We start from the raw sequence: 23,296 nt of genomic DNA on the forward strand, positions 1-23,296 counted from the left end.
ACCGACCGCCGGAAAGATCGCCCCGGGGACATGCCGACGGGCCCCGGCGCGCTCGTGCGCCGGGGCCCCTCACCATGTCCTGACGGGCTTAGGATGCCGCCATGGTCGCCCCCCGTCGTCGCCCAGCCGCCTGTATGACGACCCGGCGCGACGAAAGGTGACCGATGAACGCGCAAGCCGACCTGGCCGGCCACTTCGACCTGACCAGGAGCCACCTGCGGGCGGTGGCGCACCGCATGCTCGGCTCGGCCGACGAGGCCGACGACGCCGTCCAGGAGACCTGGCTGCGGGCCGCCCGCGCCGGCACGGACGGGGTCGCGAACGTGCCCGGCTGGCTGACCACGATCGTCGGCCGGGTCTGCCTCGACATGCTGCGCGCCCGCGGACGCAGGGACGAGCAGCTCGTCGAGGGCGAGCGGTTCGACCAGGTGAGCGTCCATGACGGCGATCCGGCCGACGCGGCGGTGCTGGCCGACTCGGTCGGGCTGGCCCTGCTGGTGGTTCTCGACACGCTGAGCCCGGCCGAGCGGGTCGCGTTCGTGCTGCACGACCTGTTCGCGATGCCGTTCGGGGAGATCGCGCAGATCGTGGCGCGCTCCCCCGCCACGGCCAAGAAGCTGGCCAGCCGGGCGCGGCAGCGGGTGCACGGCACGCCCGTCCTGCCCGCCGCCGACCACGCCAGGCAGCGCAGGCTCGTGGCCGCCTTCCTCGCCGCGGCCCGCGCCGGCGACCTGGACGCCCTGCTCGCGGTCCTCGACCCCGACGTGCTGCACCGGTCGGACGTGCCGGGGTCGGGCGGCGAGCGGCGCGGCGCCCGTCCGGTGGCCCAGGGCACGCTCACCGACTCCGGCCGCGCGCGCTTCGCCGACCTCCTGCTCGTCGACGGCAGGCCGGGCATCGGCGTGCTGCGCGGCGGCCGGCTGTTCCTGGTGCTGCGCGTCACGACGGACGGCGAGCGCATCACGGAGATCGACATCGTCTCCGACCCGGCCCGCCTGGCCGCCCTCGACCTCGCCCTCGACCCCGAGTCCAGCCCCGCCCCGGACGACGGCGTGGCCGCGCCCTGACCGGTCAGGCCAGCCGCGGCACGAGCCGCAGCGCGTTGCCCGCGTACACCTGCTCCAGGACGTCGTCGGGCAGGTCGAGCCCGGAGATCGTCCACCGGCCCATCAGCGGCGGGTCGTCGAGGGAGTGCGCGAACGCCTCGTCGTCGGTCTCCATGAACCGGAAGTGGATCCGGTAGACGTCCGGGTGCGGCGGGATCTCGTCGGTGCCGAACAGCACCCGGCCGGGGTGGCGGAGCATGAGCGCCCGCGTGGCGCGCGGCTGGCGTCCCAGCTCGGCGACGCGCGCCGCGATGTCGATGTGGAAGTTCGGGTACGCGTCCAGCATCCGGCCGGCGAACCCCAGGTTCTCCGGCCAGCACCCGGCGTGCACCCCGATCACGGTCGTGGCCGGATGCCGGGCCACCATCGACTCCATGGCCTCCATGAGCCGCTCGAACGGCGGGAACCCCGGCCCGGAGAAGTTCCAGTCGGGCCGGGCGGCCAGCAGTTCGAGGCGTTCGTTGCGCTCGTCCACGGGCTGGAAGAAGGCGACCGGGTCGGCGGTGTGCAGGGCGATGGGCACGCCCGCCTCCCCCACGGCGGCCCACAGCGGGTCCAGGCGGGGGTCGTCGAGCATGACCAGCTCGCCCCGGTGGTCGCGTACCCGCAGCCCGACGTCCTTCCACACCTTCAGCCCGGCCGCGCCCTCGGCGACCGAGCGGCGCAGCTGGGCGGCCAGCCGCTCGCCGAAGCCGGGCGTCGCGGTCTCGGACCAGTCGACGTGGCAGAACGTGGCGAACCGGCCCGGATGGGCGGCGTCGTAGCGTTCGAGGTTCTCGGCCAGCTCCCGGCCCCAGCGGCCGTCGAGGTTGACCATGCCGCGCAGGTTGAGCTCGTCCATCATGCCGATCAGGGCGGGGACGTCCTCGACCATCCAGCCGCCGTCCTCGGACAGCCAGCGGCCGAGGTGGATGTGGCCGTCCACGACGGGCAGCCGGGCCCGGTCGACCTCGTGCACGGCCACCCGGAGCTGCGACACCGGACGGTAGCGGGACAGCGGCAGGCCGGCGTCGGACGACGGGGTCACTTCCTGATGCCTTCGGGCAGCAGGTCGCCGTGGGCCTCGATGAGGGCGTCCACCAGCTCGCGGACCTTGCGGACCGGCAGGGTGGCGGCGGTGTTGGGGTCGAGCAGCGCGGCCTGGTAGACGTGGTCGCGCCGCCCTTCCAGGGCCGCCTTGACGGTCAGCTCGCCGACGCTGAGGAAGGCCCGGTTGAGTGCGGCGACCTGGGCGGGCAGCTCGCCGACGGGCAGCGGCCGCACGCCGGACCGGTCGACGTGGCAGGGCACCTCGACCGTGGCCTCCGGCGGCAGGTTGGAGATCAGGCCGCCGTTGCGCACGTTGCCGTGGATCAGCCTGCGGGTGCCGGTCTCCATCGAGTGGATGGCCAGCGAGGCCAGCTCGTCGCCGCGTTCGATCGGCACGCCCCGGCCGGCCTCCAGCGAGCTCTTGTACTGCTCGTACTCCTCGTAGCCCTCGGCCAGCCACTCCAGGTAGACGTTGATCGGGATGCGGTACCGCTCGACCTCCTCGGCGTGCGGCAGGAACCACGGCAGGTACTCCGAGCCGTGCTCGGAGGACTCGGTCGGGAAGTAGCCGAAGTTGCGGTAGACCTCCACGCGCACCCGCCGCCGCAGCTCGGGGTCCCGGTCGATCAGCTCGTCGAGCCGCCGGTAGAGGTTCTCGCCGTCGCGCTCGAAGCGCAGCACGAACGCCTGGTGGTTGACGCCCGCGGTGAGGAAGGAGATCTCCTCCTCCGGCACGCCGACCATGGCGGCCAGCGTGCTCTGCGTGTCGCGGGCGGCGTGGCAGACGCCCACGACGTTCTTGAACGGGGTGCCGGCGTAGACCGACCAGGGGATCATCGACATCGGGTTGGTGTAGCTGAACAGCACCGAGTCGGGGGCGAGCTCGGCCAGGTCGTCGCCGATGCCGACCATGACGGGGATCGTGCGCAGGGCGCGGAAGATGCCGCCGATGCCCAGGGTGTCGCCGATCGTCTGGCGCACGCCGTACGCGGCGGGGATCTCCAGGTCGCGCCTGACCGCCTCCAGGCCGCCCACCGCGATCTCGTTGATCACGTAGTCGGCGCCCTCGACGGCGGGGCGGCGGTCGGCGTACGCCTCGATCCGGGCGCCGATGCCCAGCTCGGCGACCATCCAGCGGGCCATCGCCGCGGCGGTGTCGAGCCGGGCCTGGTCGATGTCGTGGAGCACGATCGTGGACTCCGACAATTCCGGAAATGTCAGGATGTCGGAGAGAAGGTTCTTGGCGAACGTGATGCTGCCGGCGCCCACCAGGACGATGCGGGCCATGGGTTACCTCGATTCCGGGGTCAGCAGGGCTTTGACGGGGGTGGCCTGGCCGTTCATCAGCCGGGTGAAGACCTCGGCGCCCTCTTCCAGGGGGAAGGTCCGGACCCAGCTCAGGTCCCAGCGGCCGACCAGGCCGACGGCAGCGGCGAAGTCGGCCGCGTCGTAGGCGAACGAGCCCAGCACGCGCTTCTCGCCGCGCACCAGGTCGGCGGCGTCGTACCCGGCGACGTGGTCGGCCAGGCCGAGCCAGACGGCCACGCCGCCGGGGCGCAGCCGGGACAGGGACTGCTCGTGGGTGGCGGCGGCGCCGACCGCGTCGAAGATCACGTCGTACTCGCCGGTCAGCTCGGCGCCCGCCGCCACGCCGCCGAGCGCCGCGGCGACGGCCAGCCGCTCGGGCGAGCGGTCGGCCACGTCCACGCCGGCCGCGCCACCGGACAGGGCGGTGAGCAGGCAGGTCAGGCCGATGGCCCCGGCGCCGAGCACGCCCACGCGCGCCCCGGCCGGCCGCCCGGCCAGCCCCCAGGCGTGCACGGCGTTCGCGGCCGGCTCCACCACGCCGGCGGCGGTCCAGCCGAGCCCGTCGGGCAGCGGCACCACAGCCCCGGCCGGCACCGCGACGCGCTCGGCGAAGGCGCCCGGCCGGTGCACGCCGATGATCTGCCGCTTCCTGCACACGTTGGGCCGGCCGATCAGGCACACGTCGCACGCGCCGCACGACAGGATCGGGTTGACCGTGACCGGCCGCCCGTCGTCGGTGCGCCCGGCGAACTCGTGCCCCATGACCAGCGGCGGCACCCGGAACCCGGGGGTCCGCACGCCGTGCAGCTCACTGCCGCAGATGCCGGAGGCGACCACGTGCACCAGCACCTCGTCCGGCCCGGCCACGGGCTCGGGCACGTCCCGCTGCTCCACGACGCCGGGGGCGGTGAAGACGAGAGCCCTCACGAGGGCCGGCCGGCGGTCGAATGCGCGCGTTCCATGGAGATCCCGTCCTGTTCGTGTTCCGCCATAAGGAATGCTATTCCGAACTGGCGCTAGGAGACCATTGCGGCGAAGATCATGTCAAGAGGCCGAGGGGAAGTGGGGCGGCGTCGCCGCACCCGGTAAGCCAGGAGCGGCCGGGTCGAGGACGTCATCCTCGACCCGGCCGCCCTGTTCCGAATCACGGAAAGCCGGTTTGACAGGCAGAATCAGCGCAGCAGTACGGGCACCGCCAGCGGCCCCTCGGTGATGATCGACGCCGTGTAGGCGATCTCCTCGGGACGGACCGCCAGCCGCAGCCCCGGGAACCTGCCGAACAGCGACGACAGCGCGATCCTGGCCTCCAGCCGGGCCAGCGGCGCCCCCAGGCAGAAGTGCGGGCCCCGGCCGAAGCCGAGATGCCCCTCCTTGGCCTTGCCCAGGTCGAAGCGGCCGGCGTCCGGGCCGTAGCGGGCCGGGTCGGTGCCCGCGCCGGTGAGCCCGACGACGATGGGCCGACCCGCCGGGATGGTGGTGCCGGCGACCGTGACGTCCTTGAGCGCGTAGCGGAAGACCAGGCCGACGACCGAGTTGCGGCTGCGCAGCGCCTCCTCCACCACCTGCTCCCACGCGTCCTCGGTACGGGCGCGGTCGAGCTGGGCGGGGTCGGCGCACAGGGCCACGACCGCCTTGGCGATCAGGTGCACGGTCGTCTCGTGGCCGGCGACGAGCACGACCCACAGGATCCACAGCAGCTCGTTGTCGGACAGGCGGCCGCCGTCGTCCTCGTTGGCGCGGATCAGGCCGGTGGTCAGGTCGTCGGCCGGCTCGCGGCGGCGGCGCGCGATGAAGGCCGCCAGGTAGCCGAGCAGCGACCCGGCCGCCGCGTTCACCTCGTCGGGGGCGGCGGCGTGCGACAACATCACCCCCGTCCACGCGCGGATCTGCGCCCGCTCCTCCTGCGGGACGCCGAACAGCTCGCAGATCACGGCGACCGGCAGGGGCTCGCTGAAGGCATGCACGAGATCGACCTCGCCGTCCCGCTCGGCCATGCGGTCGAGCAGCTCGTCGGTCATCTCCTGGACGCGCGGCGCGAGGGCGGCCACCCGGGCCGGGGTGAAGGCGCGGTTGATGAGGCTGCGCAGCCGCCGGTGGTCGGCGCCGTCCTTGGTCAGCAGGTGGTCGCCCTCGATGACCTGGCGCAGCGGCCAGTCGGCGGGGACGGTGCCGTCATGAAGGCCGGTGAAGTTCCTGGCGTCCTTGCTGTAGAGCGCCTCGTCGTTGGCCAGCACCTCGTCCGTCGCCTCGTAGGAGGTCACCAGCCAGCCGTTCACCTCCCCCGGCAGCAGGACGGGCAGGACCGGTCCGTGCTCGTCCCGCAGGCGGCGGATCGTGTCGGACGTCCGCTCGCCGGGAACCGGGAACGGAAGTGGCGCGGTGTCCAATGCAGCCTCCCATGTACGGATGTCTCCCTACTCTCCGTGGTAACGCCGATGGATCCAAGGGGTGAGGTTGTCACCGCCAGGCAGGCAACATCTGCCTCCTCCGCCACGTCGGAGCCCCAGGATCGGCGGTCTCACACGTTCGGCAGGCCCTCCCCCTCGGGTTCCAGCGCGTACGCGATCCCGGCGTCGACCTCGCCGTCGTACCCGGCGCGGAACGCCGACCCGTACGCGTCGTCGCCCAGGGCCTCGCGCGCCTGCCGCTCGCACTCCTGCCGGGCCGCCACCCAGGCCGGGACGCTGGCCTGCGCCTGACCATGGCTGCTCCAGATCCGCTGCGCCAGCCCCAGCAGCCGGGCCGCCCGCTCGGGCCGGCCCGCGGCCCCCGCGCCGAGCGCCAGCAGGTCGACGGTCAGCCCGATGCCGAAGTCGTCGTGCAGCCTCCGCTTGGTGCGCAACGCCGCCTGCCCGTAGGCGACGGCCGCCGCCACCCGCCCCCGGGCCAGCTCGGCCTGGCCGCGCAGCAGGTCGCCGTGGGAGCGCATGGCCTGCTCGCCCTGCTGGTCGCACAGGGCGCGCAGATCCTCCAGCACCGAGATCGCCTCCTCGATCCGGCCGGCGACGGTGTGCGCGACCGCCCGGCACATCAGCGCCAGCAGCCCGGCGATCGTCAGGTCGTCGCCGCTCCAGCGCATCGCGTACGCCGGCTCCGACTCCGCCATGGCCTGCTCCAGGTCGCCGCGGATCACGCCGGCCGACGAGCGCAGCGCCTTGACGCACAGCGCGGCGAAGGCGTCGTCGTCGGCCGCGGCGGCCTCGCACTCATCGGCCCGCGCCTCGACCGCGGCGGCGTCCCCCTGGGTGGCGGCGAGCAGGCCGTCGGCCCACAGGGCGCGGGCGCGGACCGGGCCGGGGGCCGGGTCGAGCGCCAGGGCCTGGCCCAGGTAGTGGCGGCCCTCCTTGGCGTAGCCGCAGCCGTACCAGAAGAAGGCCAGCGTGCCGGCCAGGTCGAGGGCGGCCGCGCCGTCCCGCTCGCCGAGCGCGGTCTCCAGCGCGGCGCGCAGGTTGTCGTGCTCGCCGACCATCCGGTCGTACCAGGCGGGCTGGCCGGCGCCGAGCCAGCCGGCCGCGCCGCGCACGGCCAGGTCCTGGTAGTGGGCCCGGTGCCGGCGGCGCAGCTCCTCCTCCTCGCCGAGGCCGCGCAGCCAGCCCGCGCCGTACTCGCGCAGCGTGTCCAGCATGCGGTAGCGCTCGCCCGAGCCGGTCGGCAGCCAGGTCAGGATCGACTCGTCGGCCAGGGCGTCGAGCAGCAGCCCGATGTCGGCCTCGGGCAGCCGCTCGTCGGCGCACACCCGGCGCGCCGCCTCGGCGTCGAAGTCGCCGGCGAACACCGACACCCGCGCCCACAGCAGCCGCTCGGCGGGCTCGCACAGCTCGTGGCTCCACCCGACGGCGGTGCGCAGCGCCTGGTGCCAGGGCGGGTCGGCCTCCTGGGTGAGCGCGAGGTCGTCCTCCAGGGTGGCGAAGCGGTCCTCCAGCCGGTCGGCCAGATGGCCCAGGGGCAGGTCGCGCAGCCGGGCCGCGGCCAGCTCGATCGCCAGCGGGATGCCTTCGAGCCTGCGGCACAGCCGGACGACGTCGTCGCGGTTGGTGTCGGTGATCTCGAAGGTCGGCATCGTCGCCGCGGCGCGCTCGACGAGCAGGGTCACGGCGTCGTGGCCGAGCGGCGCGGTGGCGCCCGCGGCCGGCACCGGCAGCGGGTCGACCACGATCACCAGCTCGGGGTCCACCTCCAGCGGACGGCGGCTGGTGGCCAGGACGTGCAGCCCGGGCACCGCCGCGAGCAGCCCCTCGACGGTCGCCGCGCACGCCCCGACCAGGTGCTCGCAGGTGTCGAGCACGAGCAGCAGCTCGCGCCCGAACAGGTGCTCGGCCAGCACCTCGGACATGGGCCTGGTGGTCTGGTCGGTGAGCCGGAGCGCCTCGGCGATGGCGTGCGGCAGCAGGGTCCCGTCGTCCAGCGGCGACAGCTCCACCAGCCAGCAGCCGCCGGCGAAGTCGGGCCGCAGGTCGGCGGCGGCGCGCAGGGCCAGGCGGGTCTTGCCGACGCCGCCCACCCCGGTCAGGGTCACCAGCCGCGACCGCCGGCACGCCCTGCGCACCTGCTCCAGCTCCGCGCCGCGGCCGATCAGGCTCGTGAGTTCCGCTGGAAGGTTGCCCGCCTGCCACTTACCTGCCATCGTGATCGCCACCTATCGGATGAAGTTGTGACAGCAGCTTGCCGGAACCTGATGCACTGCGTGACTAAAAGTGAGAAAGTAGCTACTCACCCTGTTCGCCGCGTCCGGAAAGAAGAAGCCGATAACCGGAGACACACCATGCGTTCACAGCGAGGCTGGTTCCTGCTGTTCCTGCTGGTCGAAGGGGTTGTCGCGCTCTATGTCACCTTCGGGCGCGCCGGTTTCGACCCGCTGACGGGGCTGCTCGTCCTCGCCCCTGCCATGGGGCTGGCATCCGTGGCCTACCGGTTCCAGTGCGACCAGGAGCGCGAGTTGTCCCGGGTGCGGCAGATCGCCGAGCTGGCCCAGCAGGCGATCGTCCGGCCGCTGCCGCCCCGGCTCGGCGGCATGAGCCTGGCCGTCCACACCCGTTCTGCCACCGACCAGGCGCTGATCGGCGGCGACCTGCACGACGCGCTGGTCGCGCACTCGGGGGTGCGGCTGATCGTCGGCGACGTCAAGGGCAAGGGCATGGAGGCCGTCCGCCTGAGCGCCGTCGTGCTGGCCTCCTTCCGGCGGCACGCGCCCGACGCGCCCGACCTGGTGACGCTGGCCACGGCGCTCGACGCCGACCTCGTCCCGCACCTGGGCGAGGAGGACTTCGTGACCGTCCTGCTGGCCGAGTTCGTGCCCGGCGAGGTGCGGCTGGTCAACTGCGGCCATCCTGCTCCCCTGCGCATCGGCCACCGTCTGGAGGCGCTGGAGCCGCCCGAGCCCTCGCCGCCGCTCGGCCTGGGCCCCGAGCCGCGGATGCGGCGCGCCGGGCTCGGCCTGTCCCAGCGGCTGCTGCTCTACACCGACGGCCTGAGCGAGGCCAGGGACGCCGACGGCGTGGAGTTCCCGCTCGACCGGCACGTCCGGCACGCCCTGGCCGCGCCCGGCCTCGACCACGCGCTGCCCAACCTGCTCGACCTGCTGGACGAGCACGCCGGCGACCTGCGCGACGACCTGACGCTGGTGCTGGTGCAGCCGGTGCCCGCGCCGGACCCGGCCGAGCGCGCGGCCGGTCCCGCGCCGGACGGCCCGGCCGCCGCCACCCTTCCGGCCGACTCCCGCAAGGACGGCTTCTGAGGGAGGACCGCGGCGGGGCCGCCGGGATCGGACCCCCTAAGGTGGGGACGTTCGTTGGCGGCGTCCCCGAGAGGAAGTTCCGGTGAGTGGTACCGGTGAGCTTGCCATACCCGAGTCGGTCGAGAGCGCGGGCCGTACCGGGCCGCCTTCGAGCCGGCCGGCGCGATGGTTGCTGCGGCACCAGGTCCAGCCCGTCGGCCCGGAGTCGGCCGAGGGTCACGGCGAGCCGCAGCCCTGGTGGAAGGTCATGTGCCTGACCGGCGTCGACTACTTCTCCACCCTGGCCTACCTGCCCGGCATCGCCGCGCTCGCGGCCGGCGCGCTGTCGCCGCTGGCCACGCTGCTCATCGTGGCGCTGACGCTGCTGGGCATGCTGCCGATGTACCGGCGGGTGGCCAAGGAGAGCCCGCACGGGCAGGGGTCGGTCGCCATGCTCGAACGCCTGCTGCCGTTCTGGCGGGGCAAGCTGTTCGTGCTGGTCCTGCTGGGCTTCGTGGCCACGTCGTGGATCATCACGATCACGCTGTCGGCCGCCGACGCCTCGGTGCACATCCTGGAGAACCCGTACTTCCCGAGCTTCCTGCACGGGCACGCGGTGATCATCACCGTGGTGCTGCTGGTGGTGCTCGGCGGGGTGTTCCTGATGGGCTTCACCGAGGCGGTCGGCGTCGCGATCCCGCTGGTGGCGCTGTTCCTGCTGCTCAACGCGGTCGTCGTGGCCGTCGGGTTCGCCGACGTGGCGGCCGAGCCGGAGACCCTGTCGCGCTGGACGGACGCGCTGCTCAACGGGCGCGGCGGCTTCACCGGGCTGGTCGGCCCGGCGGTGCTGGCCTTCCCGCTGCTGGTGCTGGGCCTGTCCGGGTTCGAGACGGGCGTCAGCATGATGCCGCTCGTGGCCGCCCAGGGCGACGACCCCGAGCAGCGGCTGCGCTCGCGCATCGGCAACACCCGCAAGCTGCTGACCGTGGCCGCGCTCATCATGAGCGTCTACCTGATCGCCACCAGCTTCGTCACGACCGTGCTCATCCCGGCCGAGCAGTTCGCGCCGGGCGGGCAGGCCAACGGCCGGGCGCTGGCGTACCTGGCGCACGAACGGCTCGGCGAGGGCTTCGGCACGGTCTACGACGTCAGCACCATCCTCATCCTCTGGTTCGCCGGCGCCTCGGCCATGGCGGGCCTGATCAACATCGTGCCGCGCTACCTGCCCTCGTACGGCATGGCGCCCGAGTGGGGCAAGGCCGTCCGGCCCGTCGTGCTGGTCTACACGGCCATCTGCGTCCTGCTCACGCTGGCCTTCAACGCCGACGTCGACGCCCAGGCCGGCGCGTACGCCACCGGCATCCTGGCCATGATGGTCTCCGGCGCGGTGGCGGTGACCATCTCGGCCGTCCGCCATCGCCAGACCCCGGCCGTCGTGGGCTTCGCCGTGCTGACCCTGGTGCTGGTCTACGCGCTGGTGGAGAACATCAGGGAGAAGCCCGACGGCATCACCATCTCGGCGTTCTTCATCCTCGGCATCGTCGCGATCTCGCTGATCTCGCGGGTGTCGCGCACGACCGAGCTGCGGGCCGACCGGATCGAGTTCGACGAAGCGGCCCGCCGGTTCGTCACCGACTCGCTGAACCACGACGGCGCGCTCAACATCATCGCCAACCGGCGCGGTCCCGGCGACGCGGCCGAATACCTGGCCAAGGAGAGCGAGCAGCGGTCCATGAACCCGGTGCCGGGCCGGGCCGACGTGCTGTTCCTGGAGATCGACGTCATCGACCCGTCCAGCTTCAGCGACGTGCTGCGGGTGCGCGGCGTCGAGGTCGACGGCCACCGCGTGCTGCGCGCGGAGAGCCCGGCCGCGCCCAACGCGATCGCGGCCGTGCTGCTGGCGCTGCGCGACGGCACCGGGGTGCGGCCCCACTGCTACTTCGAGTGGGCCGAGGGCTCGCCGATGGTGCACCTGCTGCGTTACCTCATCCTGGGCCGCGGCGACACCGCGCCGGTCGTCCGCGAGATCATCCGCAAGGTCGAGCCCGAGCCGCAGCGGCGGCCCGGCATCCACGTCGGCGGCTGACCCGTCCAGAGGCGCTCAGGGGCCGGTCCAGGGCCGTGTCAGGGGCCGGTTCGACGGCGCGTCAGGGCCAGCGGGTGCGCAGCCAGGCGAGGGTGGCGCGGCGGGAGCGTTCGCGACGGTCGCGCAGCGCCGGCGGCGCGGGCGCGGTGGCCGAGCGCGTCCAGTAGCCGAGGAGGGCGACCAGGAGGGCGTCCACCTGGTCGGCGGGCGCCCGGCGGCCGAGCGGGTGCGTGGTGAGCAGGCGCTCGGGGTCGCGCGGCCCGAGGTCCGACTGCAGCAGCAGGCAGACCAGGTCGGCCCAGGCCGGGCCGGTGCAGGCGCGTCCCCAGTCCACCAGGCGGGCGGTCCCGTCGCGGTCGATGAGGATGTTGTCGAAGCGCGGGTCGAAGTGCAGCAGCGTGCCGCCGGTGACCAGGGCGGTCCAGCGGCGTTCGACCGCGGCCAGGCGGGGCAGGCGGGCGCGTTCCCAGGCTCCGGCGCGGGCGGGGTCGAGGGTGTTCCACAGCTCGCAGCGTCCCGACATGCGCCCGGCCAGCGTGGGCAGGCCCTCCAGCGGGGACGGGGTCAGCTCGCGGGCGCACGCGGTGAGCAGGGCGAGCGCGGCGGCCAGCTCGTCGTCGTGCCAGGGCTCGTGCGGGATCCGGCCGGGCGCGACCTCCGAGCAGAGCAGGACCCACCCCGCCGCCTCGCAGGAGAACAGGAACCGGGGGGCGGGCACGCCCGGCGGCAGGGCCGCGCCCACCACGGCCTCCGCCCGGTAGTCGGCCGCGTGCGGCGAACCGGCGGGCACGGCCTTGACGAACACCCGCCCGCCGCCGGCGAGCGTGAGCACGCCGCGCACGCCGCCGGTGAAACCGCCGTGCCGCTCCGCGAAGCCGGCCGCCGCCCGCCCGAGCCGCCGCTCGACCTCCCGGACGAGCGCACCGGGCAGGTCATCCCACCCGGGCGACCCGCTCCAGGGGCCGGGCGGGTCGTGCCGTTCGGGCGGAGTCGCCCGGTTGCCGGGTGGGTCGTGCTGTTCAGGTGGTGTCGTCCGATTGCCGGGTGGGTCGTGCTGTTCAGGTGGGGTCATCCGGTTGCCGGGCCTCCTGGAGGTCGGGCTGGGCGGCGTCGCGGTCGAGGCCCAGCAGGGCGAGGCGGAAGCGGGCGCAGCGCGCTTCGAGCTCGCGCTCGTCTTCGAGGATCCACTGTTCGATCATGGTCATCCAGTGAACACACCGGCCGCCGGGGGACGGCCGACTTGGCGCAGTCTTTTCACTGGAGCAACTCGACCGTGCCGCGCTCGCCGTCCACGCGGACGCGGTCGCCGTCGCGCAGCCGCATGGTGGCGTTGCCGGTGCCGACCACGGCCGGGATGCCCAGCTCGCGGGCCACGATCGAGGCGTGCGACAGCGGCGCGCCCATGTCGGTGACGACGGCGGCCGCGCGCGGGAACATGGGGGTCCAGCCGACGTTCGTCAGGGTCGTCACCAGGATCTCGCCGGGCGCCAGCCGGTCGCCGTCCTCCGGGCCGGCGATGACCCTGGCCACGCCCTCGACCACGCCCGGCGCGCCGGGGAACCCGGTCACGGTGTCGCTGACCGGGACGTCGAAGCCGCGGGCGTCGAAGACGTCGGCCCGGCGGCCCGGGTCGGCGGCCCACCGGACGGGGTCGAACCGGCCGACGATCACCGTCGGGTACGGCGGCAGCGCGGCGTACCGGTCGTGGGTCGCCCGCCGGACCGGGACCCGGGCCAGCGCCGAGGCGTCGCCGCGCAGCACGTCGAGGATCTCCTCCAGGTAGAGGTGGAACAGGTCGTCGCCGTGCCCGGTCAGCTCCCCGGCGCGCACCACGAACGCCCGCAGCACCCAGAAGGCCCGGATGTTCTCCGAGCGGGCGCTCTCCCGGTCGCGGACGACCGCGTTCCACCGCCGTACCCGGGCGCTCATCCGGGCCTCCTTGCCGGGGTACCGGGCGGCGAACCGGGCCCACGCCTCCTGCCTGGCCTTCTCCTGCCGGGCCAGCAGCGCCTCGGTGCCGGCCCGCAGGTCGCGCAGGCCGGCGAGCTGGGCGTCGATCCAGGCCGGGTCCTCGCCGGGCCGGGGCCTTGAGACCTCGAACTCGTGCGGGCCGCGGTGCCCGTAGGCCAGCGCGAACTCCTCCCTGCTGATCTCGCCCCTGGCCAGCCGGCCCAGGCCCAGGACCGGCCCGAGGCTGGCCAGCTCGCCGTCGGCGTTGACGCCGGTGAGCATGGCCTCGGCGTCCGCCTCGCCCATCAGCCTGCGCAGCCGGTCGCGGGTCCAGACCAGCGTGGCGCCGCCCTGGCGGCCGGCGGCCTCCAGCATGCGGCTGGAGGTGACCAGGTGGGGCTCGATGGCGGACGTCCACAGGTCGGCCAGCTCGGGGCCGGAGGACGTGGCGGCGACGCGTTCGCGCAGTTCCTCGCAGCGCTGCCGGGAGGTGGCGAGGAAGGCCGGCAGCTCCTTGATGTTCCGGCGCACCCGCCGCTGGAGGGTGACGGCCATCGGCAGGACGCGCCGGACGATCTCCCAGCGGGACAGCCGCACCAGCGGCACCTCCAGGCCGGCCGGCAGCCTGCCGAAGACCTGCTCGACCGCGCCCAGCCTGCTCCGCATGCCCAGGGCCGCGGCGATGGAGTGGACGACGCTGAGGTTCATGTAGAAGCGGCCGCCGATGTTGCCCACCAGGTCGAACCCGGGCAGCGCCGAGGCCGACATGGCCTCGTGGATGAAGATCCGGACGAACGACCAGGTCGCCGGCGTCATCACGTCGGGGATGGCCTCGCCCAGGTTGCCCGCGGTCCACAGGTAGTCGCCCTTGAGGCTGTCGTTCCACTCCTCGACCTGCGGTTTCAGGCCGGTGATCGGGCGGGCCTGGAGGATCGCGAACGTGCCGTCGCGCCTGGCCCACTCGACGTCCATGGGCATGCCGTACAGGGCCTGGACGCGTTCGCCGAGCGCGGCCAGCTCCACCGCCTGCGCCGCGTCGAGCACGGGAGCGCGGCGCAGCTCCTCGGGCACGGGCTCCTCGCGGGTGCCGCTCGCGGTGCGCACGGTCATGACGGTCTTGTCGGCGACCCGCGAGCCGGTGACCCGGCCGCCGGACAGGGTGATCGTGTCCGGCGTGACCTGCCCGCCGACGACGGCCTCGCCGAGCCCCCAGGACGCGTTGACCACGATCTCGTCGCGCGCGCCGGTGACCGGGTCGGCGGTGAACATGATCCCGGCCGCGTCGGCGTCCACCAGCTCCTGGACGACCACCGCCAGGGCCACGTCGTCGTGCGGGACGCCGTTGCGCTCGCGGTAGGCGACGGCGCGCGGGTTCCACAGCGAGGCCCAGCAGCGGCGGACCGCCTCCAGCAGGCCGTCGGCCCTGACGTTGAGAAAGGTGTCCTGCTGCCCGGCGAACGACAGCTCGGGCAGGTCCTCGGCGGTGGCCGAGGAGCGCACGGCCACCGCGACGTCGTCGCCGAGCGCGGCGTGCGCGGCCCGGATCGCCTCGGCCAGGGCGGCCGGGATCTCGTGCGCGGCGAACAGCGCGCCGGGGTCGCCGCTGGAGGCGATCTCGTCGCCGAACGCCGCCACGAACGACCGGTACGCCCGGGTCGTGACGACGAACCCGCCGGGCACCGGCAGCCCCGCCCTGACCAGCCGGGCCAGCGAGGCGCCCTTGCCGCCCGCGGTGCCGAGGTCGGCGGCGGCTTCGTCGTCGAGGGGGATGACTGCTTTCATTGCACGCGCTCCTTGGCCGGGCTCATGGATGTCGCCAGTTTGCGCCGGGCGACGTCGGCGAGGGCGTCGAGGAGGTCGAGCGTGGCCCGCGCGACGGCGGCGGCGTCGCCGGGCGGCAGCGCGCGTCCGGTGCCCACCGCGCGTTCGACGGTCTCGGCCAGCAGCTCGGCGACGCGGTCGTCGGGCAGCCGCTCGGACTCCGGGCGCGCGCCGGGCAGGAACATGAAGCCGTAGAAGATCGAGCCGATCACCGTGACGTGCTCGGCCGGCTCCGCGCGCACGGCGCCCAGCCGGACCAGCTCGCGCAGGTAGGCGTCGAAGGGGCCGCCGAGTTCGAGGCCGCCGGCCGCCGGGCCCTGCCGCTTGAGCCGGGTGAGCTTGCCGAGCACCTCGGAGTCGTCGAGCAGCACCGCGTGCAGCAGCGGCCGGTGCAGCAGCGCCGAGGCCAGGCTCCCGAACAGCTCGCCGAGGGTGGCGGGCGCACTGTCGCGCACCCGGTCCATCATGAGCACCCGCTCGCGCCGCAGCAGCGCGGCGAACAGCTCCTCACGCGTCTTCCAGTGCAGGTAGATCGTGCCCTTGGCGACCCCGGCGCGCCTGGCGACGTCGTCGACGGTGGTCTTGTCGTAGCCCCAGCGCAGGATCAGCTCGGCGGCGGCGTCGAGGATCCGGTGGGCGCGCTCGGCCTGCCGCGCGGGGTCCTGCGGCGGCCTGCCCGCTCTGGCCATACGTCGTCCTCCAATTGTTTGACCGGATGAGCTTAATCGGTCAGGTAATTGATGGCAAGGCCGGATCTCCCGTACGCCGCCGGGAAGGCGTCGCCGGGCCGTAGCGTAGGGGGCATGGGCAAGGCGTTCTGGATCGACCAGGAGTTCGACAGGGACCGTGACGGGCGCTACGCCGTGCACGTGCGCAAGAACCTCGACGAGTTCGAGTGGGGCGACATCGCGCCGGTCAGGTTCGCCTGCGCGGCCTGGCGGCTGGCCACCCCGCCCGCCCTCACCCCCGGCTACGTGCGCTGGGACCGCCGCGTCCTGGAGGCCACCTGCCACCGCAACACCTGGGACGGCACCCTGTTCGCGCGCGTCCGGATCGTCTCGCCGCCGCCCGCCGAGCTGACCAGGTCGCGCGCCTGGTGGCGCGACCGCGGCTGGCTGGGCTGGCAGGAGACCTTCGGCCAGTACGTCGAGCCGAGCCAGCAGGACCTCGCCCGCATCCCGTTCCTGCGCGCCACGCTGCTCGTCGAGGCGCCCGTGCCGCTCGGCGACCTCCCGCCGGAGCCCGAGGGGCCGCACGACGAGGTCGAGCAGCGCGCCCACCGGGCCGTGCTCGTGCTGGTCCGCGAGCTCAACGCGCTGGTCGCCCCGGTGCTCGACCAGCTCGGGTAGCCCGCCGGCCAGCATGCCCGCTGCCCCCGTGGGTAGCGGGAGGCTCATGAGATTTCCGTTCGTCGTGGCGGCGCTCCTCCTGGCGGCCGTCGGCTGCGCCGTGGACACGACGTCCCCCGCCCGCGCGGCCGAGCGTTTCCACGCGGCCCTGGAGGCTCACCACGAGGACGCCGCGTGCGGGCTGCTGGCCCGGACCACCGCCGAGAAGCTGCCCGACCCCGGCCAGACCTGCGCCCAGGCGCTGGGCGACCTCAAGCTGGGGCCCGGCGGCGCGGTCACCGAGGTGAGCGTGTGGGGCAAGGAGGCCCAGGTGCGGCTGGCCGGCGACACCCTGTTCCTGCACCGCTTCGACGACGGCTGGCGGGTCAAGGCCGCGGGCTGCCGGCCCGTGCACGACCTGCCCTACGCATGCGAGGTGGAGGACTGATGCGGGTGATGTTCACGCTGACCCTGCTCATCATCGCGGCGGGGCTGGCCTGGTTCCTGGCCATAGGGTGGGCGCGGTTGTGAAGTGGTTGAAGGAGAACTCCCTCTCGCTGGCCTTCCTGGTCATGTTCCTGCTGGCGCTCGGCGGGCAGGCGGTGGCGGGCATGCTGCAGTTCAACGACGTGCAGCTGGTTCAGGGCGGCGACCCGGTGTCGTTCGCCGAGTACGTCACCTCCTCCGACTTCGCCGTGGACGTGGCCGAGAACTGGCAGTCGGAGTACCTGCAGTTCTTCCTGTACATCATGCTGACCGTCTGGCTCGTCCAGAAGGGCTCCCCCGAGTCCAAGAAGGTGGAGGACGCCGGGGCCGAGTCGGACGAGGAGCAGCAGGTCGGCGCGCACGCCACCAGCTACTCCCCCGCCTGGGCCAAGGCCCGCGGCGCCCGGCTGTGGCTGTTCAGCAACTCGCTCGGGCTGGTGATGGGGGCCATCTTCGTGCTGTCGTGGCTGGCCCAGTCGGTGGCGGGCCAGGCGGCCTACAACTCCGGACGGCTCGGCGACCTGCGCGACCCCGTCTCGTGGGGCCAGTACGCGACCTCCGCCGAGTTCTGGAACCGCAGCCTGCAGAACTGGCAGTCGGAGCTGCTGGCCGTGTTGTCGATGGTGGTGCTGTCGGTCTACCTGCGTCAGCGCGGCTCGCCCGAGTCGAAGCCGGTCGGCGCCCCGCACGCGGCCACGGACGTCGAGGGCTGACCGGTCAGCACGGCCACGACGCGGGTGCCCGGCGCGAACGCCCCCCGCCGGGCCAGGTCGAGGACGCCGTAGAGCATCTTGGCCACGTAGACGCCCTCGACCCGGTGCTTGGCGGCGAACCGGTCGAGGGCGGGGGTCGTACGGGCGTAGCCGCCGAAGTGGTGGTCGAGGTCGAGCGACCAGTTCGTCCAGGTGCGGCCGTAGGCCTCGCGCTGGAGCCGGGCCACCTCGCCGGCCAGGAAGCCGGCCCCCTTGAGCACCGCGAAGCCCAGCGCCCGCCGGCCCTCGGGCAGCCCGGCCGAGATGCCGGCCAGCGTGCCGCCGGTGCCGACCGGGCAGCAGACGACGTCGTAGTCGACGTCGATCTCGGGCGGCAGTTCGGCGCAGCCGCGCACGGCCGCGGCGTTGCTGCCGCCCTCGGGCAGGATGGTGACGTCGCCCCACCGCTCCCGCAGCCGGGCCTGCACCTCGGGCGTGTGCTTGAGCCGGTAGGCGGCGCGGTCGAGGTAGGTGAGGGTCATCCCGCAGGAGGCGGCGAAGGCGAGCGTGGGGTTGAGCGGCAGGTGCTCCTCGCCCCTGATCACCCCGATCGTCTCGATCCCGTGCAGCCTTCCCGCCTGGGCCACGGCCCTGATGTGATGGGAGTACGCCCCGCCGAAGGTGAGCAGCCGCCGATGGCCCAGGTTGTACTTGAGCTTGCGCCGCTTGTTGTCGTCGTGCATCAGGAACACCCGGACCTGGCCGAGCGCTGGATCCAGGAGCTCCTCCATGGCGCTAGTCTACGGTCGGGCCTTTGTTGAGGAGTGTTGGATTATGCGCGTTGCTGAAGCTTTTCGTGCCGCCTTCGGTGCCGATCCCCGGACGGTCTGGCGCGCGCCCGGCCGGGTCAACCTGATCGGCGAGCACACCGACTACAACGACGGTTTCGTCCTGCCCTTCGCGGTGCCGTGGGGGGTGAGCGCCGCCGTCACCCCGCGCGCCGACCAGACCGTCCGGCTGCTGTCCCTCCAGTCCTCCGGCGGCCCGATCGAGCTTTCGGCCAGGGAGGAGGCGACCGGCTGGGCCCGCTACGCCGTGGGCGTCCTGGCCATGCTCGGCGACCGGGTCGCCGGCGCGGACATCGCGATCGACGGCGACGTGCCCCAGGGCGCGGGGCTCAGCTCCAGCGCCGCGCTGGAGGTGGCCGTCGCCTCCGCGCTGAACGACGTCCACGGGCTTGGCCTGACGCCGATGGAGATCGCGCTGCTCAGCCAGCGGGCCGAGAACGACTTCGTCGGCATGCCGTGCGGGATCATGGACCAGGCCGCCTCGGCGCTGTGCGAGGAGGGCCACGCGCTGTTCCTCGACTGCCGCTCGCTCGGCTCCAGGAAGATCCCCCTCGACCTGGCCGCCGAGGGCCTGAGCATCCTCATCATCGACACCCAGGTCCACCACGAGCACGCCGGCGGCGAGTACGCCAAGCGCCGCGCCGAGTGCGAGTCCGCCGCCCGCAAGCTGGGGGTGGAGTCACTGCGCGACGTCACCGACCTGGCCGCGGCCCTCGACCGGCTCCAGGGCGACGAGCGCAAGCGCGTCATGCACGTCGTCACCGAGAACCACCGCGTCGAGGCCCTGGTCGGCCTGCTGCGCGCGGGCAAGGTCACCGAGATCGGCGCCCTGCTCAACGCCTCCCACCTGTCGCTGCGCGACCAGTACGAGGTCTCCTCGCCGGAGCTCGACGTGGCCGTGGAGGCCGCCTTCCGCGGCGGGGCCCGCGGCGCCAGGATGACGGGCGGCGGCTTCGGCGGCTCGGCCATCGCCCTGGTCCCGGACGACCGCCTGGACGGCGTGCGCGAGTCGGTCTCGGCCGCCTACGCCGAGCGCGGCTTCCAGGCCCCGCGCTTCCTGGCCGCCACCGCCGCCGAGGGCGCCCACCGCCTGGCCTGAGCCGGTCAGGGCGTGCGGGCCGCTCCCGCCCGTGCCAGGTTGACCCCGCTGGCGATCACCCCGATGTGGCTGAACGCCTGCGGGTAGTTGCCCGCGAACGCGCCCGTGGCCGGGTCGATCTGCTCCGGGAGCAGGCCGAGCGGGCCGGCGCGGGCGCACAGGGAGGCGTACAGCTCCTCGGCGCGGGCCCGATGGCCCTGCAGGATGAGGTTGTCCACCAGCCAGAAGCTGCACAGCAGGAAGGCGCCCTCGTCGCCGGGCAGGCCGTCCGGCGACTGGTCGTGCAGGTAGCGGTAGAGCAGGCCGTCACCGGCGGACAGGCGTTCGGCGACGGCGGCGGTGGTCGCCGCCATCCGCGGGTCGTCGGCCGGCACGACCTTGCGCAGCGGCAGCGCGAGCAGGCTGGCGTCCAGGCCGCCGCCGCCGTCGAGGTGCTCGCTCAGGCACTGCGCCTCCTCGTCCCACGCCTGCTCCAGGATCAGCCGGCGCAGCTCCTCGGCGGTGGCGCGCCATCGGGCGATCGGACCGGCCAGGCCCAGCCGTTCGCCGATGGCCGCGGCCCGGTCGAGCGCCACCTGGCACATGCCCGCCGAGTAGGTGAAGACCCGGCCCTGGCTGCGTACCTCCCAGATGCCCTGGTCGGGCTGCCGCCAGCTGTGCGCGGCGGCCTCGGCCAGCACCGACAGCCCCGACCACAGCGCGGGCTGCAGGTCGCGGCCGGGCAGCAGCCACTGGTCGGCGCAGTCCAGCACCTCGCCGTAGACGTCGTGCTGGCGCTGGTCGGCCGCGCCGTTGCCCCACCGCACCGGCGCCGAGCGCCGGTAGCCCTCCAGGTCGGCGTCGACGACCTCCTCGGGTACGGGGTCGCCGCGCAGCGTGTACATGATCCGCGGCCGGCCGCTCTGCTCGAAGGCGTCGAGGACCCAGCCGAGGAAGCCGTCGGCCTCCTCCGCGAAGCCGACGCGGCGCAGCGCGAAGACGGCGTAGGCGGCGTCACGGATCCAGGTGTAGCGGTAGTCCCAGTTGCGCACCCCGCCGACGGGCGCCGGCAACGAGGACGTCGGCGCCGCGACCAGCGAGCCGTTCACCCAGTCGTCGCACAGCTTCAGCGTGATCACCGAACGCCGGACCAGCGCCTCCTGCGGCCCCTGGTAGGTGCACGCGGCCATCCAGCGCCGCCAGGCGTCGGCGGTCTGCCGCACCATCGCCTCGGGGTCGAACCGGTGGTGACGGTGGATGCGTCCCCACGACAGCACCAGGTCCAGGCGCTCGCCCTCCTGGAGGTCGTGCACGGTGCGCAGGCCGTCCAACGGCCGATTGGAGCGCAGATGCAGCCGCAGGTCGGGCCGGCGGGAGACGCGCACCTCCAGGCCGCTGCCGAGCATCCGGGCCTGCCCGCCGCCGCGCGGCGCCAGCTCCGCCCGCAGGCGCACGTCCCCCGCCAGGACGACCGCGGACCTGACCAGCTCGCCCCGCCCGCCGCCCGCGTCGTCGCTGAGATCGGCTCCGGCGCGCAGGACCAGCGCGTCGGTGATCCGGACCACGCCGGACGGGCCGCGCAGCTCGGTGACCAGCACGGCGGTGTCCGGCTCGTAGTACTGCCTGGCCTCGCGCAGGTCGTCGGCCGTCAGCGTGAAGCAGCCGCCGCGCTCGCGGTCGAGCAGGCCGCACAGCAGCGGGTCGCTGTCGAAGCGCGGCAGGCACAACCACGGGATCGAACCGTCGAGGGCGACCAGCGCCGCCGTCGTGCCGTCGCCGATGAGCCCGAGGTCCTCCAGCGCCGGGTAGCCCTCCCGGTGGCGCACCGGGCGGAAGGGTGGATCGAGATCGAGCATGACCGGCGTTCTCCTCCGAGGTCGTCACCGGAAGGTGATCATCACCTTCACCACGTCGTCGAGCTTCTTGTCCGAGACCTCGAAGGCGCGTTCCATCTCGGCGAAGGGGAACGTGTGGGTGGTCAGCGGTGTGGGATCGACCCGGCCGCCCTCCAGGACGCGCAGCAGGCGTTCCATGCGCAGCCGCCCGCCCGGGCACAGGCCGGTCGTGATCTTCTTCTCGGCCATGCCGACGCCCCACTCGACGCGCGGGATGCGGACGAACTCGCCCTGGCCGTAGTAGCCGGTGTTGGAGACCGTCCCGCCCGGCTTGACGATTTTGATCGCGGTCTGGAAGGTGGCGTCCGCGCCGAGCGCCTCGATGGCGGTGTCCACGCCCTGTCCGCCGGTCAGGCGGAGCACGCCCTCGACGACGTCCTCGGCGCTGAAGTCGACGACCTCGTCGGCGCCGAAGTCGCGGGCCAGCTGCTTGCGGCGGGGCACCGACTCGACCCCGATGACCAGGCCGGCGCCGCGCAGCCGGGCGCCCGCGGTGGCCATGAGGCCCACCGGCCCCTGGGCCAGCACGGCGACCGCCCCGCCGATGGGGATGTCGCCGTTCTCGGCGCCCATGAACCCGGTCGAGAGCATGTCCGCGCAGTAGACGGCAGTCTCGTCCGGCACCCCGTCGGGGATCTTCGCCATGTTGGCGTCGGCCTCGTTGACGTGGAAGAACTCGGCGAAGACGCCGTCCTTGGAGTTGGCGAACTTGAACCCGCCGAGCGGGCCGCCCGACTGCGACGGATGGCCGTTCTGGCAGGCGAGATCACCCCAGTCAGGGGTGATGGCCCCCACCAGGACGCGGTCGCCCGGCCGGAAGTCGCGCACCTCCTCGCCCACCTCGTGCACCACGCCGACGCCCTCGTGCCCGAGCGTGAGATCGGTGCGCGGCCCGATGCCGCCCTGGACGGTGTGGGAGTCGGAGGTGCAGATGAGGGCCGTGGTGGTGCGGACGACGGCGTCGCGCGGACCCGGCCGCGGCACCGGTTTGTCCATGAAGCCGACCCGGCCGATCTCCTTCATGACGAAAGCCTGCACCGCGCCCCCCGAACGTGCCCCCGCTGGACGTCCCCCACGCCCCGGCCTGGCCGCGGACCCTTCGGACACGCCCAGCCCTACCCGGCGGGGATCGCCGTCTAACCTCGGCGCGCGCCGCTCGTACCCCCTCCGGCCTGCGGTTTCACAGCGCCGGGAAGTCCGGCGGGCGGCGCTCCAGGAAGCTGGCGACGCCCTCGGCGAAGTCGGGCCGCCCGAAGGAGGCCAGCATCTCGTGGACGGCCTTCCTGGCCGACTCCTCCAGGGTGACGTCCCAGTCCCGCCACACCTGCCGCTTGATCACCGCCATGGACGCCGGCGAGCTGTGCACGGCCAGCTCCCTGGCGTACTCCTGGGCCTGCGCCAGCAGCGACTCCCCCGGCACCGCGCGGTTGGCCAGCCCCAGCTCGTACGCCTCCCGCCCGCTGAACACCCGGCCCGACAGCAGGACGTCCATGGCCCGCTGCTGGCCCATGACCCGGGGCAGCACCCAGGACAGGCCGTACTCGGCGACCAGGCCGCGGCGCGGGAAGGCGGTCGTCCACTTGGCCTCCTCGGCCGTGAAGACCAGGTCGCAGACGAGCGCGTGCACCATGCCGAGCCCGGCGCAGGCGCCGTTGACCGCGGCGATGATCGGCTTGCCGATGGTCGTGGGGAAGGTGTTGGGACGGGGGTCGGGGGTCTCGTCGTAGGAGCCGGTCTGGATGGCGGCGAGCGTCCTGAAGTCGGCGCCGGCGCAGAAGCCCTTGCCCGCGCCGGTCACCACGATCGCCCGGACGTCGGGGTCCTTCTCGGCCTCGGCCAGCAGGTCGAAGTAGCGCCGGCCCATGGCGTCCGTCCAGGCGTTGAGCGTGTCGGGACGGTTGAAGGTCAGCGTGAGCACGCCGCGGTCCGACGATGAGAGCACGAGTTCCGCCATGC

20 protein-coding genes are annotated in these 23,296 nt (G+C 73.7%); 7 read left to right on the top strand and 13 right to left on the bottom strand.

Annotated elements, in window-relative coordinates; all coding sequences use genetic code 11:
* Positions 1 to 164 precede the first annotated feature (164 nt).
* Positions 165 to 1,067 carry a sigma-70 family RNA polymerase sigma factor gene (locus ACIBK9_RS21420; RefSeq protein ID WP_397160524.1) on the top strand — a complete coding sequence of 301 codons (903 nt, stop codon included), beginning with the start codon at positions 165 to 167 and terminating at the stop codon, positions 1,065 to 1,067.
* Positions 1,068 to 1,071: 4 nt separating this feature from the next.
* On the opposite strand, the gene ACIBK9_RS21425 is transcribed toward ACIBK9_RS21420, so the two are convergent.
* The 5 genes from ACIBK9_RS21425 to ACIBK9_RS21445 all read right to left on the bottom strand — a co-directional run bounded on the left by ACIBK9_RS21425 (position 1,072) and on the right by ACIBK9_RS21445 (position 8,079).
* On the bottom strand, positions 1,072 to 2,133 hold the full coding sequence (locus tag ACIBK9_RS21425) for an amidohydrolase family protein (protein WP_397160526.1): 1,062 nt from the start codon (positions 2,131 to 2,133) through the stop codon (positions 1,072 to 1,074).
* A complete protein-coding gene (gene melA, locus ACIBK9_RS21430) occupies positions 2,130 to 3,422 on the bottom strand; it encodes an alpha-galactosidase (protein WP_358292236.1) in 1,293 nt (430 codons plus the stop codon). Before melA ends, ACIBK9_RS21425 begins: the two co-directional genes overlap by 4 nt.
* Before the next feature lie 3 nt (positions 3,423 to 3,425).
* Positions 3,426 to 4,370 carry an alcohol dehydrogenase catalytic domain-containing protein gene (locus ACIBK9_RS21435; protein ID WP_397160528.1) on the bottom strand — a complete coding sequence of 315 codons (945 nt, stop codon included), beginning with the start codon at positions 4,368 to 4,370 and terminating at the stop codon, positions 3,426 to 3,428.
* A gap of 245 nt (positions 4,371 to 4,615) precedes the next feature.
* A complete protein-coding gene (locus ACIBK9_RS21440) occupies positions 4,616 to 5,830 on the bottom strand; it encodes a cytochrome P450 (RefSeq protein WP_397160530.1) in 1,215 nt (404 codons plus the stop codon).
* A gap of 131 nt (positions 5,831 to 5,961) precedes the next feature.
* A complete protein-coding gene (locus ACIBK9_RS21445; RefSeq protein WP_397160532.1) occupies positions 5,962 to 8,079 on the bottom strand; it encodes an ATP-binding protein in 2,118 nt (705 codons plus the stop codon).
* Positions 8,080 to 8,205: 126 nt separating this feature from the next.
* Between ACIBK9_RS21445 and ACIBK9_RS21450 the strand changes: the two genes are divergently transcribed.
* Positions 8,206 to 9,177, top strand: coding sequence for a PP2C family protein-serine/threonine phosphatase (locus ACIBK9_RS21450; protein ID WP_397160534.1), 972 nt, complete (start codon positions 8,206 to 8,208; stop codon positions 9,175 to 9,177).
* An 82-nt stretch (positions 9,178 to 9,259) separates the two neighbouring features.
* Entirely contained in the window at positions 9,260 to 11,242 is a 1,983-nt protein-coding gene (locus ACIBK9_RS21455) for an amino acid transporter (RefSeq protein ID WP_397160536.1), read from the top strand.
* 61 nt (positions 11,243 to 11,303) lie between these two features.
* Here the strand turns inward: ACIBK9_RS21455 and ACIBK9_RS21460 are convergent, their stop codons facing one another.
* The 4 genes from ACIBK9_RS21460 to ACIBK9_RS21475 are packed head-to-tail and all read right to left on the bottom strand — an operon-like array spanning position 11,304 to position 15,702.
* The gene (locus ACIBK9_RS21460) at positions 11,304 to 12,314 is read right to left on the bottom strand and encodes a phosphotransferase (protein ID WP_397160538.1); all 1,011 of its coding nucleotides are present in this window, start codon (positions 12,312 to 12,314) and stop codon (positions 11,304 to 11,306) included.
* Positions 12,301 to 12,447 (bottom strand): hypothetical protein, encoded by a 147-nt coding sequence (locus tag ACIBK9_RS21465; protein WP_397160540.1) that lies wholly within the window; start codon positions 12,445 to 12,447, stop codon positions 12,301 to 12,303. The genes ACIBK9_RS21460 and ACIBK9_RS21465 overlap by 14 nt, the downstream gene beginning before the upstream one ends.
* 49 nt (positions 12,448 to 12,496) lie before the next feature.
* Complete coding sequence (locus tag ACIBK9_RS21470; protein WP_397160542.1) at positions 12,497 to 14,974, bottom strand: PEP/pyruvate-binding domain-containing protein; 2,478 nt, start codon at positions 14,972 to 14,974, stop codon at positions 12,497 to 12,499.
* On the bottom strand, positions 14,971 to 15,702 hold the full coding sequence (locus ACIBK9_RS21475) for a TetR/AcrR family transcriptional regulator (RefSeq protein ID WP_397160544.1): 732 nt from the start codon (positions 15,700 to 15,702) through the stop codon (positions 14,971 to 14,973). Before ACIBK9_RS21475 ends, ACIBK9_RS21470 begins: the two co-directional genes overlap by 4 nt.
* Before the next feature lie 114 nt (positions 15,703 to 15,816).
* On the opposite strand from ACIBK9_RS21475, the gene ACIBK9_RS21480 reads away from it, so the two are divergent.
* The 3 genes from ACIBK9_RS21480 to ACIBK9_RS21490 all read left to right on the top strand — a co-directional run bounded on the left by ACIBK9_RS21480 (position 15,817) and on the right by ACIBK9_RS21490 (position 17,540).
* Positions 15,817 to 16,362, top strand: coding sequence for a hypothetical protein (locus tag ACIBK9_RS21480; protein WP_357979448.1), 546 nt, complete (start codon positions 15,817 to 15,819; stop codon positions 16,360 to 16,362).
* A gap of 46 nt (positions 16,363 to 16,408) precedes the next feature.
* Positions 16,409 to 16,789, top strand: a complete 381-nt coding sequence (locus ACIBK9_RS21485; RefSeq protein ID WP_397160546.1) for a hypothetical protein — start codon at positions 16,409 to 16,411, stop codon at positions 16,787 to 16,789.
* Between the two features lie 79 nt (positions 16,790 to 16,868).
* Positions 16,869 to 17,540 (top strand): DUF6766 family protein, encoded by a 672-nt coding sequence (locus ACIBK9_RS21490; protein WP_397160548.1) that lies wholly within the window; start codon positions 16,869 to 16,871, stop codon positions 17,538 to 17,540.
* Here the strand turns inward: ACIBK9_RS21490 and ACIBK9_RS21495 are convergent.
* Positions 17,474 to 18,310: a 1-aminocyclopropane-1-carboxylate deaminase/D-cysteine desulfhydrase gene (locus ACIBK9_RS21495; protein WP_397160550.1), complete on the bottom strand. Its 837-nt coding sequence runs from the start codon at positions 18,308 to 18,310 to the stop codon at positions 17,474 to 17,476. The two genes, ACIBK9_RS21490 and ACIBK9_RS21495, sit on opposite strands and share 67 nt — an antisense overlap.
* Positions 18,311 to 18,353: 43 nt before the next feature.
* Here ACIBK9_RS21495 and galK point away from each other — a divergent pair, with 43 nt between their 5' ends.
* Positions 18,354 to 19,466: a galactokinase gene (galK, locus tag ACIBK9_RS21500; RefSeq protein WP_397160552.1), complete on the top strand. Its 1,113-nt coding sequence runs from the start codon at positions 18,354 to 18,356 to the stop codon at positions 19,464 to 19,466.
* A gap of 5 nt (positions 19,467 to 19,471) precedes the next feature.
* Here the strand turns inward: galK and ACIBK9_RS21505 are convergent, their stop codons facing one another.
* From ACIBK9_RS21505 to ACIBK9_RS21515, 3 genes are all read right to left on the bottom strand, one after another.
* A complete protein-coding gene (locus ACIBK9_RS21505) occupies positions 19,472 to 21,301 on the bottom strand; it encodes a glycoside hydrolase family 15 protein (RefSeq protein WP_397160553.1) in 1,830 nt (609 codons plus the stop codon).
* Positions 21,302 to 21,325: 24 nt separating this feature from the next.
* A complete protein-coding gene (locus tag ACIBK9_RS21510) occupies positions 21,326 to 22,363 on the bottom strand; it encodes an NAD(P)-dependent alcohol dehydrogenase (protein WP_397160555.1) in 1,038 nt (345 codons plus the stop codon).
* A 157-nt stretch (positions 22,364 to 22,520) separates the two neighbouring features.
* Complete coding sequence (locus ACIBK9_RS21515) at positions 22,521 to 23,294, bottom strand: enoyl-CoA hydratase-related protein (RefSeq protein ID WP_397160557.1); 774 nt, start codon at positions 23,292 to 23,294, stop codon at positions 22,521 to 22,523.
* Between the last annotated feature and the right edge of the window lie 2 nt (positions 23,295 to 23,296).

It is taken from the genome of Nonomuraea sp. NPDC050227 (assembly GCF_044459705.1).
GTDB lineage: Bacteria > Actinomycetota > Actinomycetes > Streptosporangiales > Streptosporangiaceae > Nonomuraea.

Excerpts from the sequence above, each read along its gene's own strand:
- ACIBK9_RS21450 (WP_397160534.1), top strand. The coding sequence starts at position 8,206 with ATGCGTTCACAGCGAGGCTGGTTCCTGCTGTTCCTGCTGGTCGAAGGG.
- melA (WP_358292236.1), bottom strand. The coding sequence starts at position 3,422 with ATGGCCCGCATCGTCCTGGTGGGCGCCGGCAGCATCACGTTCGCCAAG.
- ACIBK9_RS21420 (WP_397160524.1), top strand. The coding sequence starts at position 165 with ATGAACGCGCAAGCCGACCTGGCCGGCCACTTCGACCTGACCAGGAGC.
- ACIBK9_RS21510 (WP_397160555.1), bottom strand. The coding sequence starts at position 22,363 with ATGAAGGAGATCGGCCGGGTCGGCTTCATGGACAAACCGGTGCCGCGG.
- ACIBK9_RS21495 (WP_397160550.1), bottom strand. The coding sequence starts at position 18,310 with ATGGAGGAGCTCCTGGATCCAGCGCTCGGCCAGGTCCGGGTGTTCCTG.
- ACIBK9_RS21465 (WP_397160540.1), bottom strand. The coding sequence starts at position 12,447 with ATGACCATGATCGAACAGTGGATCCTCGAAGACGAGCGCGAGCTCGAA.
- ACIBK9_RS21515 (WP_397160557.1), bottom strand. The coding sequence starts at position 23,294 with ATGGCGGAACTCGTGCTCTCATCGTCGGACCGCGGCGTGCTCACGCTG.
- ACIBK9_RS21505 (WP_397160553.1), bottom strand. The coding sequence starts at position 21,301 with ATGCTCGATCTCGATCCACCCTTCCGCCCGGTGCGCCACCGGGAGGGC.
- ACIBK9_RS21470 (WP_397160542.1), bottom strand. The coding sequence starts at position 14,974 with ATGAAAGCAGTCATCCCCCTCGACGACGAAGCCGCCGCCGACCTCGGC.
- ACIBK9_RS21480 (WP_357979448.1), top strand. The coding sequence starts at position 15,817 with ATGGGCAAGGCGTTCTGGATCGACCAGGAGTTCGACAGGGACCGTGAC.
- ACIBK9_RS21485 (WP_397160546.1), top strand. The coding sequence starts at position 16,409 with ATGAGATTTCCGTTCGTCGTGGCGGCGCTCCTCCTGGCGGCCGTCGGC.
- ACIBK9_RS21460 (WP_397160538.1), bottom strand. The coding sequence starts at position 12,314 with ATGACCCCACCTGAACAGCACGACCCACCCGGCAATCGGACGACACCA.
- galK (WP_397160552.1), top strand. The coding sequence starts at position 18,354 with ATGCGCGTTGCTGAAGCTTTTCGTGCCGCCTTCGGTGCCGATCCCCGG.
- ACIBK9_RS21475 (WP_397160544.1), bottom strand. The coding sequence starts at position 15,702 with ATGGCCAGAGCGGGCAGGCCGCCGCAGGACCCCGCGCGGCAGGCCGAG.